The organism is Streptomyces sp. UF-297, from assembly GCF_058245575.1.
Genome location: NZ_JBSIBZ010000067.1, coordinates 1 through 16,335 on the forward strand (window position 1 = coordinate 1; position 16,335 = coordinate 16,335).

At 73.3% G+C, this 16,335-nt stretch carries 17 protein-coding genes; 12 read left to right on the top strand and 5 right to left on the bottom strand.

Features of this window, described 5'->3' with window-relative positions; all coding sequences use genetic code 11:
- Window positions 1-45: 45 nt before the first annotated feature.
- From AC4IJH_RS30285 to AC4IJH_RS30295, 3 genes are all read right to left on the bottom strand, one after another.
- Complete coding sequence (locus AC4IJH_RS30285; RefSeq protein WP_490855102.1) at window positions 46-618, bottom strand: Rieske (2Fe-2S) protein; 573 nt, start codon at window positions 616-618, stop codon at window positions 46-48.
- Between the two features lie 155 nt (window positions 619-773).
- Window positions 774-2,957: a S9 family peptidase gene (locus AC4IJH_RS30290; RefSeq protein WP_490855103.1), complete on the bottom strand. Its 2,184-nt coding sequence runs from the start codon at window positions 2,955-2,957 to the stop codon at window positions 774-776.
- Between the two features lie 87 nt (window positions 2,958-3,044).
- A complete protein-coding gene (locus tag AC4IJH_RS30295) occupies window positions 3,045-3,941 on the bottom strand; it encodes a LysR substrate-binding domain-containing protein (protein WP_490855104.1) in 897 nt (298 codons plus the stop codon).
- A gap of 138 nt (window positions 3,942-4,079) precedes the next feature.
- On the opposite strand from AC4IJH_RS30295, the gene AC4IJH_RS30300 reads away from it, so the two are divergent.
- From AC4IJH_RS30300 to AC4IJH_RS30350, 11 genes are all read left to right on the top strand, one after another.
- Window positions 4,080-4,817 carry an acetoacetate decarboxylase gene (locus tag AC4IJH_RS30300; RefSeq protein ID WP_490855105.1) on the top strand — a complete coding sequence of 246 codons (738 nt, stop codon included), beginning with the start codon at window positions 4,080-4,082 and terminating at the stop codon, window positions 4,815-4,817.
- A gap of 68 nt (window positions 4,818-4,885) precedes the next feature.
- Window positions 4,886-5,857 (top strand): 3-hydroxyacyl-CoA dehydrogenase family protein, encoded by a 972-nt coding sequence (locus AC4IJH_RS30305; RefSeq protein ID WP_490855106.1) that lies wholly within the window; start codon window positions 4,886-4,888, stop codon window positions 5,855-5,857.
- 81 nt (window positions 5,858-5,938) lie between these two features.
- Window positions 5,939-7,426, top strand: a complete 1,488-nt coding sequence (locus AC4IJH_RS30310; RefSeq protein ID WP_490855107.1) for a CoA transferase — start codon at window positions 5,939-5,941, stop codon at window positions 7,424-7,426.
- A gap of 119 nt (window positions 7,427-7,545) precedes the next feature.
- Window positions 7,546-8,370 (top strand): HipA family kinase, encoded by an 825-nt coding sequence (locus AC4IJH_RS30315; RefSeq protein WP_490855108.1) that lies wholly within the window; start codon window positions 7,546-7,548, stop codon window positions 8,368-8,370.
- A gap of 23 nt (window positions 8,371-8,393) precedes the next feature.
- Window positions 8,394-8,798, top strand: a complete 405-nt coding sequence (locus AC4IJH_RS30320) for a DUF3037 domain-containing protein (RefSeq protein ID WP_490855109.1) — start codon at window positions 8,394-8,396, stop codon at window positions 8,796-8,798.
- 192 nt (window positions 8,799-8,990) lie between these two features.
- Window positions 8,991-9,752: a 3-oxoacyl-ACP reductase FabG gene (gene fabG, locus AC4IJH_RS30325; protein WP_490855110.1), complete on the top strand. Its 762-nt coding sequence runs from the start codon at window positions 8,991-8,993 to the stop codon at window positions 9,750-9,752.
- A 17-nt stretch (window positions 9,753-9,769) separates the two neighbouring features.
- Entirely contained in the window at window positions 9,770-10,540 is a 771-nt protein-coding gene (locus AC4IJH_RS30330; RefSeq protein ID WP_490855111.1) for an SDR family oxidoreductase, read from the top strand.
- A gap of 134 nt (window positions 10,541-10,674) precedes the next feature.
- Window positions 10,675-11,640, top strand: a complete 966-nt coding sequence (locus tag AC4IJH_RS30335; RefSeq protein ID WP_490855112.1) for an aldo/keto reductase — start codon at window positions 10,675-10,677, stop codon at window positions 11,638-11,640.
- A 71-nt stretch (window positions 11,641-11,711) separates the two neighbouring features.
- A complete protein-coding gene (locus tag AC4IJH_RS30340; protein ID WP_490855113.1) occupies window positions 11,712-12,314 on the top strand; it encodes a hypothetical protein in 603 nt (200 codons plus the stop codon).
- A 53-nt stretch (window positions 12,315-12,367) separates the two neighbouring features.
- Complete coding sequence (locus AC4IJH_RS30345; RefSeq protein WP_490855149.1) at window positions 12,368-13,048, top strand: uracil-DNA glycosylase; 681 nt, start codon at window positions 12,368-12,370, stop codon at window positions 13,046-13,048.
- Window positions 13,049-13,139: 91 nt separating this feature from the next.
- The gene (locus AC4IJH_RS30350; protein WP_490855114.1) at window positions 13,140-13,634 is read left to right on the top strand and encodes a hypothetical protein; all 495 of its coding nucleotides are present in this window, start codon (window positions 13,140-13,142) and stop codon (window positions 13,632-13,634) included.
- Between the two features lie 25 nt (window positions 13,635-13,659).
- On the opposite strand, the gene AC4IJH_RS30355 is transcribed toward AC4IJH_RS30350, so the two are convergent.
- Both AC4IJH_RS30355 and AC4IJH_RS30360 read right to left on the bottom strand, forming a co-directional pair.
- Window positions 13,660-14,118, bottom strand: a complete 459-nt coding sequence (locus AC4IJH_RS30355; RefSeq protein ID WP_490855150.1) for a DinB family protein — start codon at window positions 14,116-14,118, stop codon at window positions 13,660-13,662.
- Window positions 14,119-14,299: 181 nt separating this feature from the next.
- Window positions 14,300-14,905, bottom strand: a complete 606-nt coding sequence (locus AC4IJH_RS30360) for a TetR/AcrR family transcriptional regulator (RefSeq protein WP_490855115.1) — start codon at window positions 14,903-14,905, stop codon at window positions 14,300-14,302.
- A 122-nt stretch (window positions 14,906-15,027) separates the two neighbouring features.
- On the opposite strand from AC4IJH_RS30360, the gene AC4IJH_RS30365 reads away from it, so the two are divergent.
- Window positions 15,028-16,239: an FAD-dependent monooxygenase gene (locus AC4IJH_RS30365; RefSeq protein WP_490855116.1), complete on the top strand. Its 1,212-nt coding sequence runs from the start codon at window positions 15,028-15,030 to the stop codon at window positions 16,237-16,239.
- Window positions 16,240-16,335 lie beyond the last annotated feature (96 nt).

Below are 16,335 nucleotides of genomic sequence, written 5' to 3' on the forward strand. Positions count from 1 at the left end.
CGCTGACGGCGCCGCGCCCGCAGGAGGTCCGGGCACCGCCCCCGGTCAGTCGAGCTTCACGGTGCCGTTCTCGACGCGTACGTCGACCGCGGGCAGTCCCGACGTCGCCGGTCCCTTCTTCACACTCCCGTCGGTGATGTCGTACTTGCTGCCGTGGCAGGGGCAGTTGATGGTGCCGCCGCTGACGTCCCCGACGATGCAGCCCTGGTGCCGGCACACCGCGGAGAAGCCCTTGAAGGTGCCCGCGGTCGGCTGGGTGACCACCACCTTGCGGGCCTTGAAGACCGCGCCGCCGCCCACCGGGATCTGCCCGGCCCGCGCCAGCGCGCCGTCGTCCCGGCCGGTGCCGCCGTCGTCCCCGTCCCTGTCGCCGCCGTCGTCCCGGTCCTCCCCGTCCGGTGTGGGCGGCTGCCCGGACTGCGGGGGCGTACGGCCGTCCTGCGGCCCCTGCCCGTCACGGCCACCGTCGTAGCCGTTGCCGCCGTCCCCGTTGTCTCCCTCTCCGCCGTCGCCGCACGCCGCGAGCGCCGCGGCCAGTCCCGCCGCGCCCGCCGCCACGACCACGGCGCGGCGCGTGCTCCCCGCGCCGGCCCGCCCCCTGGATGCCTGATGCGTCATGGTGTGCCTCCGGATCCTTGCGTCTTACTGTTCCATGGGTGCCATGGACGCTGTGCAGGTTCCATACGGACCCAGCGGGGCGGGTATTCAACTCCGGCCATGCGTACGTGAGTTCAGTCACGCCACGTCCGTGCGCACGCGCACCGCCGGCCGCGTCACAGGTTCAACGCGCGGCGCAGATAGTCCCGCTGGAAGCGGAGCAGGTTCTCGTTGACCGCGTCGTCGGAGGGCGCGTGGCTGGAGCCGGGCAGCGGCAGGACGCTGTGCTGCTTTCCCGCCGCCAGCAGCTCGGCCGAGAATCGCAGGGCGTGCGCGGGCGCGACATTGTCGTCCGCGAGCCCGTGGACGAGCAGCAGCGGGCGGGTCAGCAGATGCCCCTTGCCGGCCAGGGAGGAGCGCGCGTAGTTCTCCGGTTCCCGGTCCGGGTGCCCCAGGAAGCGCTCCTTCCAGTGCGTGTCGTACAGCCTCTGGTCGGTGGGGGCCGCGCCGGCGACGGCCGCGTGGAAGACATCGGGGCGGTGCAGCACGGCGGCCGCGGCCAGGAACCCGCCGAAGGACCAGCCCCGGATGGCGACCCGCTCCAGGTCCAGCGCCGGGTGGAGCCGCGCCGCCGCGTGCAGGGCGTCGACCTGGTCCTCCAGTACGGGCGTGAGCTGGTCCCCGTGGATCTCCTTCTCCCACCGCGGGCCGCGCCCCGGAGTGCCGCGCCCGTCCACCACCAGCACCGCGAAGCCCTGCTCGGCGAACCACTGCGACACGCACGTGAACCACCCGCGCGCGGCCACGGCGAGCTGCACGCCCGGCCCCGCGTAGGAGTCGATGAGCACCGGCAGCTTCCCGCCACCGCGCGAGGCGTCCTGTGGGGCGTTCGCCCCGTACCACGACGGGAGATAGAGCGTGCCGCGCAACTCCCGCTCGCCGAGCGTGAGATGGGCGGGCCGCGGCCGGACGGACGGCTCCTCGGCGAGCGAGCCGATCTCCCCCGCGGGCCGGCCGCCGCGCACCACGCGCACCGTCGGTCCGTCCGGCGTCAGTCCGTTCAGCACGACCGTGTCCGCTCCGGCCACCGCCCCGTACTGCCCCGGTCCCTGGCTGAGTTGTACGGGCGCGCCGCCCGGCTCCCAGGACCAGACGTGCGTGTGGAGCGGGTCCTGGCTCGCGGTGAACAGCACCCGCTCGCCGTCGACGCCGAGGACCGCGCGCAACTGCAGGCCGGGCGGCGTCACCACATCACCGCCGACGCTCAAGTGCCGGGTGTCGCCCACGTCCGCGGGCAGCACCAGGGCCCCGGAGGCGGTGCGGGCGGGCGTGCCGGGGACGATCTCCACCCAGGCCGGGTCGGTGCGCTCGTGCAGCACCTCGGTCGCTCCGGTGTCCGGGTCGACGGCGAGGGTACGCAGGGTGCGCTGGTCGCGGCTCTGTACGGCGATGAGCGGCCCGTGCGCGTCCCACCCCGCGCTGACCAGGTACTCGTACCTCTCGCGGTCCCACGCCACCTCGGTCCGTGTGCCGTCCAGGGCGAGGACATGGGCGGTGACCTCGGCGTTGGCGGTGCCGGCCGCCGGGTAGGGCGTCATGCGCGGCGGCTTGGCGGGGTCGGACGGGTCGCTGATGTAGCGCCGCTGCACCGGAGTGGTGTCGACCCTGGCCACCAGCAGACGGCGGCTGTCGGGGGACCACCAGAAGCCGCGCAGCCGCCCCATCGACTCCGCCGCGGCGTACTCGGCCAGGCCGTAGGAGACCTCCGGGCCCTCGGCGGCGGCCAGCCGCCGGTCGGTGACCGCGTCCTGAGGGCCCTCGCCGAGCTCCACGACATGCAGCGAGCGGCCCGTCACATAGGCGATGCGGCGGCCGTCGGGGGAGGGGCGCGGGTCGGTCACCGGCCCCGCCGCAGGGACGGAGAAGGGCTCACCGCCCTGCGTACGCACCGCCCACAGCGCGCCCGAGAGCGCGAAGGCGGCCAGGGTCACCGCGCGGTCGGTGGCGTAGGAGACCACGCCCTCCGAGCGCTCGCGGGCCCGCTCCCGGCGCAGCCGCTCGGCCTCCGGCACCGCCCCCGACCCCGCACCCACCAGGGCCGTCGGGTCGGCGAGCAGCCGCTCCCCGCCGTCCTCGTAGGACCACAGGCCTCCTATGGGGTCGCGGCCCCCGCCGGTACGCGCGAACAGCACACGGCGGCCGTCGGGCGCGACGGTGAAGTGGTGCGGCACCCCCAGGGAGAAGCGGCGGGTGCGGGCGAACTGGCGGGGGAAGGCGGCGGACCCGGGGGATTGAGGGACTGCGGGGGACGCGTCGGGCCGTACGGGGACAGAAGCTCGGGTGGTGTCGGTGATCTCCATTGAGAACTCCTATCCCACTTCGCCCGCCGCCCGACAGTGGTTTTGGCGGGGCGGGGCGGAAGAGAGCAGGGCGGGAAGGGCGCGCGGTCACGGGTGCATGTGACGGGTTATCAGGTCGAGCAGGCGGTGGACGGCGGCGTCCGCGTCGGGGCGGTGCACGGCGGCGACGGTCGTTTCGAGATGAGGCGACGCTTCGCGCAGCGCTACGAAGGTGATGCCGGGGACGGGGAAGTCGCGCAGGTCTTCCGGCAGCAGGCTGACGCACAGTCCGGCGGCGACGTAGCCGAGCAGGCCGGTGAGGTCGTCGGCGTCGGCGCGGCATCGTGGGGTGAACCCGGCGCCGCGGCAGGCCAGTTGGGCCTGGTGGGCGAGGCCGGGCAGGGCTGCTGTGCTGGGGAGGACGAAGTCGTCGTCACCGAGGTCCTCCAGGCCGATCACGTCGGCTCCGGCGAGCCGGTGCTCATCGGGCAGGGCCGCGACGATGCGTTCCACGGCGAAGTCGTGGACGGCCAGGTCGTCCGATACGGGTGAGGGGTCCCGGACGAACGCCAGGTCCAGGGTGCCGGCCCGGAGCATTTCGGCGAGGGTGGCGGTGGTGTCCTGGTGCAAGTGGATGTGCAGACCGGGGAGTTCGCCGGCGGCCGCCCGCAGCAGCCGGGGCAGATGACGGTGGCTCAGGATGCTCACGTACCCCACCCGTACATCGCCCTCCAGGCCGTGCGCGACGCGCCGGACCCGTTCGACGGCCGCGGACTGGGCGTCCAGCAGCCGTCGCGCCTCCACCACGAAGGCCGCTCCCGCGGGCGTGGTGCGCACACCGCGGGGGCCGCGCTCCAGGAGGCGTACACCCAGGCCGCGTTCCAGTCGCTGGATGGCCTGGCTGAGCGGGGGCTGGCTCATCGAGAGGCGTTCCGCCGCCCGGCCGAAGTGCCTTTCCTCGGCCACGGCCAGGAACTGTTCGAGCAGGCGTTGAGGGAGTTCCATATGGCAGACCATATCGAATATGCCTGATCCATATATTGGACAGACATGCGCCCCGTGGAGTGCAGTGGTGGGCAGGCGCCGAGCGCAAGGATCCGCTCCCCGCCGGTACAGGTACAGGCATCTCCAAGGAAGCCACCCATGAACAAGCACGACGTCGCCCGGCTGTTCACCACCCCGCTGGACGCACCCGCTTTCGCCCCCACCCGATACCGGTTCACCGACCGCGAGTACCTGAACATCACCTACCGCACCGACCCCGAGACCCTGCGGCAGGTCGTGCCCGAGCCCCTGACGGTGCCCGAACCGCTGGTGCGGTTCGAGATCATGCGCATGCCCGACGTGACGGGCCTGGGCGACTACACGGAAGCCGGGCAGGTCGTCCCCGTCGAGTACGAGGGCGAGCGCGGCGAGTACAACCTGGCGATGTACCTCGACAGCGTGCCGGCGATCACCAGCGGGCGGGAGCTGAGCGCCTACCCGAAGAAGGCCGGCAAGCCCCGGCTCCACGTCGACTCCGACACCCTGGTCGGCACCCTCGACTACGGCTCGCTGCGGGTGGCCACCGCCACCATGGGCTACAAGCACCACCCGATGGACCCGGACGAGGCCCGCTCGGAGCTCTGCGTGCCCACGTACATGGTCAAGGTGGTGCCCGGATACGACGGCCGGCCGCGCATCTGCGAACTGGTCCGCACACAGATCACCGACATCACGGTCAAGAGCGCCTTTCACGGCCCGGCCCGTCTGGAGCTGTTCGCCCACGCGCTCGCCCCGCTCGCGGACCTGCCGGTGCTGGAGGTCGTCTCCGCCAGTCACATCCTCACCGACCTGACCCTGAGCCCGGCCGAGGTCGTCCACGACTACCTCGGCCACTGAGCGGCCTGCCGAGAAGACACCTGAGCAAGACCTCTGAGCAAGACCTCTGAGAAAGCGGTGTACGCACCATGAACGCACCCACCACGGACACCTCTCCCGTCTACCGGCGGGCCGCCGTCATCGGAGGCGGCGTCATCGGGATCTCGTGGACCGGCCTGTTCCTCGCCCACGGCCTGGACGTCACCGTCAGCGACCCGAGCCCCGACGCGAAGGACCAGGTCCTGGCGGGCCTGGCGGAGATCACCCCGGCCCTGGCGGAACTCGGCCTGCCCACCGAGGGCCTGACCGACCGCCTGCGCTTCGAGGCCGACCTGGCCACCGCGGTCGTGGACGCCGACGTCGTGCAGGAGAACGGCCCCGAGCGGCTGACGGTGAAGCAGGAGATCTGGAAGGTGGTCGAGCGGGCCGCCCCGGCCCACGCGCTGCTGGCCACCTCCACCTCCGGCATCCCCGCCACCGCGATCGCCGAAGCCCTGGAGCAACCCGAGCGGCTGGTGGTCGGCCACCCGTTCAACCCGCCGCATCTCGTGCCGCTGGTGGAAATCGTGCCGGGCGAGCAGACGTCCGCACAGACCCTCCGCCAGGCCCGTGACTTCTACGCGGCCATCGGCAAGAAGCCGCAGATCCTGCGCAAGGAGGTCCCCGGGTTCGTCGCCAACCGCCTGCAGTCCGCGCTCTTCCGTGAGTGCGTGCACCTGGTCGCCGAGGGCGTGGTGACCGAGGCCGAGCTGGACGAGATCGTCACCGCCTCCATCGGCCTGCGCTGGGCGGTCGCGGGCCCGTTCCGCACCTTCCACCTCGGCGGCGGGCCGGGCGGCCTGCCGCACTTCCTGCGGCACCTCGGCACCGCCATGGAGGCGAGCTGGCCGGGACTGGGCCGTCCCGCCTTCGACGAGCGCACCGTCGCCGTACTGACCGAGCAGGCCGAGGAGGCGTTCGCGGGCGGGACGGTCGGCGAACTCGCCGCCCGCCGCGACCGCGCGCAGATCGCTCTGATGCGCGCCCTCGGCACGACCCCGGACGCTGCCGCCCGCACCTGACCCGCTTCGCCGCCCGCTGCGCAGCACGTCGCAGTGCGTACTTCGTACTCGGAAAACGGAAGACTCGGAGAACGGAAGACCATGTCTCTCACCGACAAAATCAGCAGGGCGATCGCCGGCCCCGCCACCGACGACGCCTTCGACATCCACGCCGAGACAGCCGAGGTGCTGGCCGGCCTCGGGCTGCGGCCGCAGGACACCGGCGGCACGATCACTTTCCGGGGCGCGGACCCGGTGGTGCCCAGCACGCTGCGGCTCGGCGCCGCCTCCGGCATCGCCCTGGTCGCCAAGTCCGCCGCCGTCGCGGCGCTGTGGCGCGACAGGACCGGCCGGGGGCAGGACATCCACATGGACCTGCGGGTGGGGCCGCACCGGCTGTGCCCCTTCTACGAGCAGAAGTGGGAACTGCTCAACGGCTATCCCGGCGGTACGCCGTCCATCCCCAACATGGCCTACGCCAACGCCTTCTACCGCACGGCGGACGGCCGGTGGATGATGCCGTTCAACATCTATCCGAACATCAAGGACGCCGCCCAGAAGCTGCTGGGCGCCCCCGAGGTGCCCGAAGCGGTCGCCGCCGCCATCGCCAAGTGGAACGCCCGCGAGCTGGAGGAGGCCGGAGCCCGGGCCGGGGCGGTCATGCCCATGGTCCGCACACCCAGCGAGATCCTGACTGAGCGTCAGTACACCGACCACCTCGCCGATATGCCGCTGGTGGAGATCACCCGCGTCGGCGACAGCGACCCGGAGCCACTGCCCCAGGGCGCCACGGCCCCGCTCGACGGAGTGCGCGCGCTGGGCATGGGCCACATCATCGCCGGTGCCGGAGCCGGCCGAGCGCTGGCCCTGCACGGGGCCGACGTGCTCAACCTGTGGCGGCCCCAAGAGCTGGAGCACGACGTCACCTACCGCACCGCCAACGTCGGCGTCCGCTCGGCCACCGTGAGCCCGTACACCGCCGAGGGGCTGGCCCGTATCCACGCGCTCCAGGCCGGTGCCGACGTCTTCTTCGCCAACCGCCGCCCCGGCTACCTGGAGTCCATCGGCCTGTCGGAACAGGAAGCGATCGGCCGCCGGCCGGGCCTGATCCACGCCACCGTCTCGCTGAACGGGCGCAGCGGCCCGTGGGCCCACCACCTCGGCTTCGACCAGACCGCGGGCGCGCTGACCGGTCTGCTGCACCTGGAGGGCGACGGCGACCGGCCCGCCCTGCCGCCGATCACGGTCGTCAACGACTACCTGGTCTCGTGGTTCCTGACCGCCGGCATCACGGAGGCCCTGCGCCGCCGCGCCGTCGACGGCGGCAGCTACCGGGTCCATGTCTCCCTGTCCCGGGTCGCCCTGTGGATCCTCGGCATGGGCATCTTCGACCAGGCGTACGCCACCGAGATCGCCGGCACCGGCGGGGAGCACGCCTACCCCGACCCGGAGACCTTCACCGCCCAGACCCCGCTCGGCCACTACCAGGGCATCACCGATCAGGTGCGGATGTCCGACACCCCGGGCGCCTACCGCCACATCCTCCTCCCGCGCGGCGCCTGCCGCCCGGAGTGGCTGCCCCTCACCTGACGCGACACCCGGGAAACTCCCCGGGTTCTCCCCGGGGTTGGTCGCGGAGTTTCCCGGGCTGTACGCGCCTGGCCCCGGACGCCGGATGACCAGGGCATGAGGCCGTATAGCCTGGGAAAATGCTCACAGAAGTCATTGCGACCCGCTACGTCACGCCCCTGCGGGAGGGCGGATCGCTGCCGGGGATCGTCGAGGCCGACGATCTCGGGACCTATGTCATGAAGTTCACCGGGGCGGGGCAGGGCCGCAAGACCCTGGTGGCCGAGGTGATCTGCGGGCAGCTGGCCAGGCGGCTGGGGCTGCGCGTGCCCGAACTGGTGCGGATCTGGCTCGATCCCGTCATCGGGCTGAGCGAGCCCGACCACGAGGTGCAGGGACTCCTCAAGGCCAGTGGAGGGCTCAACCTCGGCATGGACTATCTGCCCGGCTCGCTCGGCTTCGACCCGCTCGCCTTCGAGGTGGGCGCGAAGGAGGCCGGGCAGGTGGTGTGGTTCGACGCGCTCATCAACAACGTCGACCGCTCCTGGCGCAACCCCAACCTCCTGGTCTGGCACGGCGAACTGTGGCTCATCGACCACGGCGCCACCATGATCTGGCACCACAACTGGCCCGGCGCCCAGGGCGCCGCCGCCAAGCCGTACGACGCCTCCGACCACGTCCTGGCCACCTTCGCGCCGGACATCGCCGCCGCGACGGCCGAGCTGGCGCCGCGGGTCACCGAGGAGCTGCTGACCGAGGTCGCGGCGGACGTGCCGGACGAGTGGCTGGTGGACGAGCCGGGCTTCGACTCCCCCGACGCGGTGCGCCGGGCCTATGTGGAGACGCTGCTGGCCCGCGCGCGGACCATCGGTGAGCGGATCACCATCGGGGAGCACACCAAGGACAAGCCGTCGCAGGCGCCGCAGTGGGTGGCGGAGCGGATGCCGCGGAGGGCAGTGAAGTGAGCGGGCAGCACCACGGTCTCGATATGCACCACGGTCGCGATACGCGCCACGGTCTCGACATGTACGAGTACGCGCTGCTGCGGGTCGTCCCCCGGGTCGAGCGCGGCGAAATGATCAACGCGGGGGTGGTCGTGTACTGCCGTGCCCGCCGCTTCGTACGGGCGCTCACGCACCTGGACACCGCACGGCTCCTCGCGCTGGACCCGAAGGTGGACGTGGCGGGCGTACGGTCCGCGCTGGCTGCCGTCGAAGGGCTCTGCGCGGGCGGCGAGGCGGCAGGCCAGGCGGCGGGCGACGACCCCGGACGGCGCTTTCGCTGGCTGATCGCACCGCGCAGCACGGTCGTGCAGCCGGGCCCCGTGCACACCGGGCTCACCGCCGACCCCGAGCGGGAGGCCGAGCGGCTGCTGGACCTGCTGGTCAGATGAGGGGCCGTGGCACGGCGGGGCGTTGACAGCGGGTGGCCGGGCTTCTAGCGTCTCGTCTGCTGAAGCTACTAAGCGGTTGCTCACCGTCGGGGACAGGCTGGTGGGGCCGCTTCCGGGGCGTCGGCCACGGCGCTGACCGCGGCCGCGCACAAGGCGATATCCGCTGCGATATCCGAGGCGAGGAGAACCCGCATGTCCACCACCGAGCAGCGCGTAGCCGTCGTGACGGGCGCGGCCCGCGGCATCGGCCGGGCCACCGCTGTGCGCCTGGCCGCCGAGGGCCGCGCCGTCGCCGTCCTCGACCTGGACGAGGCGGCCTGCGCGGACACCGTCGAGGAGATCACCGCGGCGGGCGGCAAGGCCCTGGCCGTCGGCTGTGACGTATCGGATTCGGCGCAGGTGACGGCGGCGGTCGCGCGCGTCGCGGCCGAACTGGGCGCGCCGACCATCCTCGTCAACAACGCCGGGGTGCTCCGCGACAACCTGCTGTTCAAGATGAGCGACGAGGACTGGGACACCGTCATGAACGTGCACCTGCGCGGTGCGTTCCTGATGTCCAGGGCCTGCCAGTCGCACATGGTGGACGCCGGATTCGGCCGGATCGTCAACCTCTCCTCCTCCTCGGCGCTCGGCAACCGCGGCCAGGTCAACTACGCGGCCGCCAAGGCCGGGATGCAGGGCTTCACCAAGACCCTGGCCAAGGAGCTCGGCAAGTTCGGCATCACCGCCAACTCCGTCGCGCCCGGCTTCATCGCCACCGACATGACCGCCGCCACCGCCGAGCGCGTGGGCATGGAGTTCGAGGAGTTCCAGGCCGCGGCCGCCACCCAGATCCCCGTCCAGCGCGTGGGCACGCCCGAGGACATCGCCAACGCGATCGCCTTCTTCACCGGCGAGCAGGCCGGTTTCGTCTCGGGCCAGGTCATGTACGTGGCCGGCGGCCCCCTCAACTGACGAGAAGGACAGCGGACATGAGCGAGCACAACGCAGCGCTCCCGGCGCCGTCCGGGAAGGTCGCGCTGGTCACCGGCGCCAGCCGCGGCATCGGCTACGGCATCGCCGAGGCCCTGGTCGCCCGCGGCGACCGGGTCTGCATCACCGGCCGCAACGAGGACGCCCTCAAGGAGGCCGTCGACAGGCTCGGCGCCGACCGGGTGATCGGCGTCGCGGGCAAGGCCCACGACGAGGCCCACCAGGCGCACGCCGTGGAGCGCGTGATGGAGGCCTTCGGGCGCGTCGACTACCTCGTCAACAACGCAGGCACCAACCCGGTGTTCGGCCCCATCGCCGATGTGGACCTGGCCGTGGTGCGCAAGGTCTACGAGACCAACGTCATCTCCGCGCTCGCCTTCGCGCAGCGCACCTGGCACGCCTGGCAGAAGGACAACGGCGGCGCCATCGTCAACATCGCCTCCATCGCCGGGGTCACCGCCTCACCGTTCGTCGGCGCGTACGGCATGAGCAAGGCCGCGATGGTCAACCTCTCGCTCCAGCTCGCCCACGAGTTCGCGCCCGTGGTGCGGGTCAACACCATCGCCCCGGCCGTGGTGAAGACCAAGTTCGCGGCCGCTCTGTACGAGAACCGCGAGGCCGAGGTCGTGGCGGGCTATCCGATGGGGCGCCTGGGCACCCCGCGGGACATCGGGGGCGCGGCCGCGTTCCTGCTCTCGGACGATTCGGGCTGGATCACCGGCCAGACGCTGGTGGCGGACGGCGGGCTGTTCCTCAACGCCGGGGTGTAGGCAGCCGGGATGCAGGCAGGGGTGCAGGCACCTGCCCAAGGGGCTTGCCTTGGTGTGCACTTCAACAGGCAGGGTGCCGGTGGCGCCGGTCCGCGGAGGCCGGCGCCACCGACGCTCAGCCGAGGAGTCGCGCCATGCGCTACCGCACACTCGCCGCGGGCCAAGGGCCCGAGGTCAGCACCCTGTGCCTGGGGACCCTGCCGTTCGGCACCACCGTCGACGAAGCCACGTCCTTCGCCATCCTGGACCGCTTCGCCGAGGCCGGCGGGACGTTTGTGGACACCGCCGACAACTACGCCTGCTGGGTGCCGGGCGCGACCGGCGACGAGAGCGAGCTGCTGCTCGGGCGCTGGCTGCGCAGCCGTGGCGCCCGGCAGCGCACGGTGCTGGCCACCAAGGTCGGCGCCCGGCCCGACCCCGCCCGCGGCCCCCAATGGCCCGGCAACCTCGAAGGACTGGGGGAGAAGGCGATACGGCGCGGCATCGAGGGCAGCCTGCGCCGCCTGGGCACCGACCACGTCGAGGTCTACTACGCCCACGTCGAGGACCGCTCCGTACCGCTGGAGGAGACCGTGCAGGCGCTGGGCGGGCTCGTACGGGAGGGCTCGGTGGAGGTCCTGGGGGTGAGCAACCACGCCACCTGGCGGGTGGCCGAGGCCCGCCGCGCGGCGCTCGACCTCGCCGTGCCCGGCTACCAGGCCGTACAGCAGCGGCACACCTATCTGCGCCCCCGCCACGATGCCGAGCCGGGCCTTGAGCAGGAGACGGACGAGGGGCTGCTCGACTACGCCCACGTCCACCGGGACGTGACGCTGCTGGGCTATTCGACCCTGATGCACGGCGGCTACGCCCGGCCCGAGCGGCCGCTGCCGGAGCGCTACGACCACCCCGGTTCGGTGGCGCGGCTGCGGGTGCTCCAGGAGGTCGCGGCGGAGACCGGGGCCACCGCCCACCAGGTCGTGCTGTCCTGGCTGATGGGCGGCCGCATCCCGGTGATCCCGGTGCTGGGCGTCAGCTCGCCGGCCCAGCTGGACGAGTGCCTGGCCGCCCTGGACCTCACGCTGGACGTGGCACAGCGGGCCCGGCTCGATACGGCCTGAGCGGGGTCACGGGTCCGTCGGCGAGCGAACCGCCGCTTGCCGCAGGAGAGTTGCGGGGTGACGCTGAGGGGATGACTCACCGGTCCTTGTCGTCGTCCTGGCGGGTACGGAGTGCCGGCGCGCTGGCGCTGCTGCTGGCCGTGGGCTGTACGTCGAGCCCCGCGACGCAGGAGCGCGGCGCCACGGAGGGGCGCACGCCGCCCGGCGGCTCCGCCACCCGTCCGGCGCCGGGCGGCGGCCCGGGCTGCCGCCCGCCCGTGGCCGTGCACCGCGCCCCCAACGGGTCCCCCGAACTGCGGGCCGAGGGCAGTGGAGGGGTGCGTACGTGGGGCCTGGTGTTCGGTGGCCAGGAGGCGGTCGCACGGGCCGGGAAGGACGCGGTGAAGATCGTCTGGCGGGTCACGGGGGAGGGGCCGCTGCGGGTGCGGATCACCGGGCCCGACGGCGCTCATCGGCCGCTCGCCTGGGGCCCCACCGCGCACGGCTCCTCCACTTACAACCGCCCGGGAGACGAGTGGGGGACCGGCATCCACTTCGCGGCGCCCGGCTGCTGGAAGGTGCGTCTGGAGCGGGACGGCGGCGGGGCGGACATCTGGCTCCGTATCGGCGCGGCCGGGGCCGGCGGTGCCGCGCGGCCCGGGCCCGTGGACGGCGATGTCAGTGGGCGCCGGTAGGTTCTCCCGTGAGAACGGATCGTTTACCGGAGGTTGTTGACGTGCTGACCGACATGCTGCCCGAGTCCTGGCGCGGCGTCCTCGGCGAAGAGCTGGACAAGCCCTACTTCAAGGAGCTGACCGAGTTCGTCGAGCAGGAGCGGGCGAACGGGCCGGTCTACCCGCCCCGCGAGGAGGTCTTCGCGGCGCTGGACGCGACGCCGTACGACCGGGTGAAGGTGCTGATCCTGGGCCAGGACCCGTACCACGGCGAGGGCCAGGGGCACGGCCTGTGCTTCTCGGTGCGGCCGGGCGTCAAGACCCCGCCGTCGCTGCGGAACATCTACAAGGAGATGAAGGAGGAGCTGGGCCACCCCGTCCCGGACAACGGCTATCTGATGCCGTGGGCCGAGCAGGGCGTGCTGCTGCTCAACGCGGTGCTCACGGTGCGCGCCGGTGAGGCCAACTCCCACAAGGGCAAGGGCTGGGAGAAGTTCACCGACGCGGTGATCCGCGCGGTGGCCTCGCGGCCCGACCCCGCCGTCTTCGTGCTGTGGGGCAACTACGCCAAGAAGAAGCTGCCCCTGATCGACGAGGAGCGGCACGCCGTCGTGCAGGGCGCCCACCCCTCCCCGCTGTCGGCGAAGAAGTTCTTCGGCTCCCACCCCTTCACCCAGATCAACGAGGCGGTCGCCGCGCAGGGCCACACCCCCATCGACTGGCGCATCCCGGACCTGGGCACCGACCGGGCCTGAGCAACTGCCGCACACCGCGCGGCGGCCCCCGCCTGCGGTTAGCGTCGGGACAAGCGCCGCAACGGCGGCGCACCGAGCGCGGGAGAGTGCGGTGGGCGAGCAGTGGCAGGGACGGACGTCCGGGGACGCCGTCCTGACCAGGATCGGCCAGGCGATCATGCTGCACCGCGCGGGCGACCGGGAGGAGGCCCGCAACCGCCTCCTGGCCCTGTGGGCCGAGGTCGGCCCGCAGGGCGACCCCTTCCACCGCTGCGCGCTGGCCCATTACATGGCCGACACCCAGGACGACCCGATGGACGAGCTGGACTGGGACCTCAGGGCGCTGCGGGCCGCGTATCCGGCCGACGGCGCGCGGCGGCCGGATACGCGGCCCTCGGCGGCGCTGCGCGCCTTCTTCCCCTCGCTCCATCTCAACCTCGCCGCCGACTACGCCAAGCTGGCCCGGCACGGCGAGGCCCGCGCCCAGCTGGTACGCGCCCGCGAGGCGGTGGGCGAGCTGCCCGACGATGCGTACGGCAGATGCCTGACCGAGGCCATCGAGCGGCTGGAGCTGCGGCTGGACGGGGCCGCGGGGCAGTTCCCGTAAGCCCGCCGGGACGGTCCTGCGCCCGTCAGAACCCGGTGGCGCCGTCGATGCGCTCGCGCAGCAGGTCGGCGTGGCCGTTGTGGCGCGCGTACTCCTCGATCATGTGGACGTAGATCCAGCGCAGGTTGTACGCGCGGTCCCGCGCCCGGTCGTGCCCCACATGCTCCAGCGACCGCCCGGCCGCGGCCCGCCGGGCCCGCTCGATCTCCGAGCGCCACGTGGCCAGAGCCTCCTGGGAGCTGTCCCGGCCGGTGATGTGCCAGTCGCGGTCGGGGTCCTCACGGGTGCAGTAGTGGCTCGTCGTGGGCTCGCCGGTCAGGATGCGGCCGAACCAGTGCAGCTCGCAGTCGGCCATGTGCCGTATCAGGCCGAGCAGCGTCATCCCGGACGGCTCGGCGGAGGCCGTGCGCAGCTGTGCGTCGTCCAGGCCCGCGCATTTGTCGGCCAGGGTGGCGCGGTGGAAGTCCAGCCAGTGCTCCAGCATCGCGCGCTCGCCGGCGATGCCGGGCGGGACGATGCGCGAGGAGCCGGGGACGCGGTCCACGCCGCCGTCGGGGGAGGCGGTGGGGCCGGGGAGGTCTGTGGGATCGGTGGTGCGGGAAGTCGTCATGCGCGCCAGCATGGCCGGGGCGGCGCCGTCGGGCCAGTGCCCATGGCGGCGGGTTTCAGCCGGACACCGCTGCCCGTGAGCCGAGCATGCCGTCGAGCAGCTCGTGGCAGCCGGTGCGCAGGTCGCCGCGGCTGGGCCGCGCGGTGTGGAACTGGCCCGCCGTACAGGAGAAGAGCACGCCGTCCAGCCAGCCGATCAGGTTCAGCGCGTGCCGCTCGGGCTCGGCGGACCCGGCGGCCGCCAGCATCTGCTCGACCGGCTCCCGGAAGGTGCGCCCGGCCCGGTCGAAGATCTCGCGCAGCTCGGGGCGGCGGGTGGCCTCCAGGGCCAACTCGTACCGGGCGATGGCCAGTTGGCGGTGCCGGGTCAGATAGCGGTGCATGGCCAGGGAGAGCGCGTCCGCCAGGCCGTGGGTGCCGCCGGTTGCGGCGGCCGGCATCTCCTCGGGCGTCAGGACCTGGGCGTCCCGCTCGGCCAGGCGCCGTACCGCGGTCTCCAGCAGCGCCGCGCGGGTGCGCGCGAGGTTGGAGGTGGAGCCCTGTGGCAGTCCGGCCGCCTCGTCCACGGCGCGGTGGGTCAGCCCGCGCATGCCGCGCTCGGACAGCAGGGCCAGGGCGGTGTCGGCGATGAGCTCGTGGCGGGGAGTGGTCCGGGCGTCCATGGCCGGTCACCCTATCGCGTCGACTACGGCTGTAGTAGCTTGAAACTACGCCTGTAGTTCGAGGGGCGCGCCGCGGCCGGCCGGGACGGCGGCGGCCACGCCTGCGCACATCCGGAGGAGACATGCAGCAGCACACCGCGCTCGTCATCGGCGGCGGCATCGGCGGACTGACCGCCGCCGTCGCCCTGCACCGCCGGGGCTGGGACGTCACCGTCCTGGAGCGGGCCAAAGCCCTGGAAGAGGTGGGCGCCGGCATCGGGCTGGCCCCCAACGCCCAGCGCGCCCTGGACGCCGTCGACGCCGGGGACGCGATCCGCGCCATGGCCGCCTGGCACACCCAGGGCGGGCTGCGCACCCCCGGCGGACGCTGGCTGGCCCGTACGGACAACTCCGCCGCCGTCGCCCGCTTCGGCGGCCCCCTCGTCGTCGCCCACCGCGCCGACGTGATCGGCCTGCTGGCGGCCCGCCTGCCCGAGGGGGCCGTACGCACCGGCGCCGCGGCCCGCCTCACCGACCCCGGGGACCCGGCCCCCGGCGGCCGCCCGGCCCGCATCGCCCTGGAGGACGGCCAGGAGCTGACCGCGGACCTCGTCGTGGCCGCCGACGGCATCCACTCCGCCGCCCGCCGCACCCTCTTCCCCGGCCACCCCGCCCCGCGCTACGCCGGATTCACCGGCTGGCGCTTCGTCGTCCCCGCCCCCGCCGCCGCCCACCGGGTCCTGCCGCACGAGACCTGGGGGCGCGGGCAGCTCTGGGGCACCCAGCCACTGCGCGACGGGCGGCTGTACGCGTACGCCACCGCCGTGTGCCCGCCCGGCGGCCGCGCCCACGACGACGAACGCGCCGAACTGCTGCGCAGGTTCGGCACCTGGCACCGGCCCATCCCCGACCTGCTGGCCGCCGCCGACCCGGCCGCCGTCCTGCGCAACGACATCCACACCGCGGCCCGCCCGCTGTCGGCCTACCACCGGGGCCGCGTCGCGCTCCTGGGCGACGCCGTCCACCCCATGACCCCGCACCTGGGCCAGGGCGGCTGCCAGGCCGTCGAGGACGGCGTGGTCCTCGCGCACCTGGCCACCCCCGAGGCGGACCTGCGCCGCGCCCTGGCGGCGTACACGGCACAGCGGCTGCCGCGCACCATGGACGTGGTCCGCCGCTCCGCGCGCATCGGCAGGGCCACCACCTGGACCTCCTACCCGGCCTACCTCCTGCGCTGCGCGCTGTTCGCGGCCGGCGCCCGGCTCGCCCCGGACCTCCCGCTGCGCGGCATGACCGGCATCGCCGACTGGCGCCCGCCGGCCGGCACGTATGCTTCCGGCACGACGGTTCGGTGAGGCGCCCCCCGGTGGGAGGCCGCTGCCGAACGGCCCGGAAGCCGAGCGCCCGACGGGTGCGGTGTCCCCGCTGACGCCGCTGCGCCCGGCCCGGCC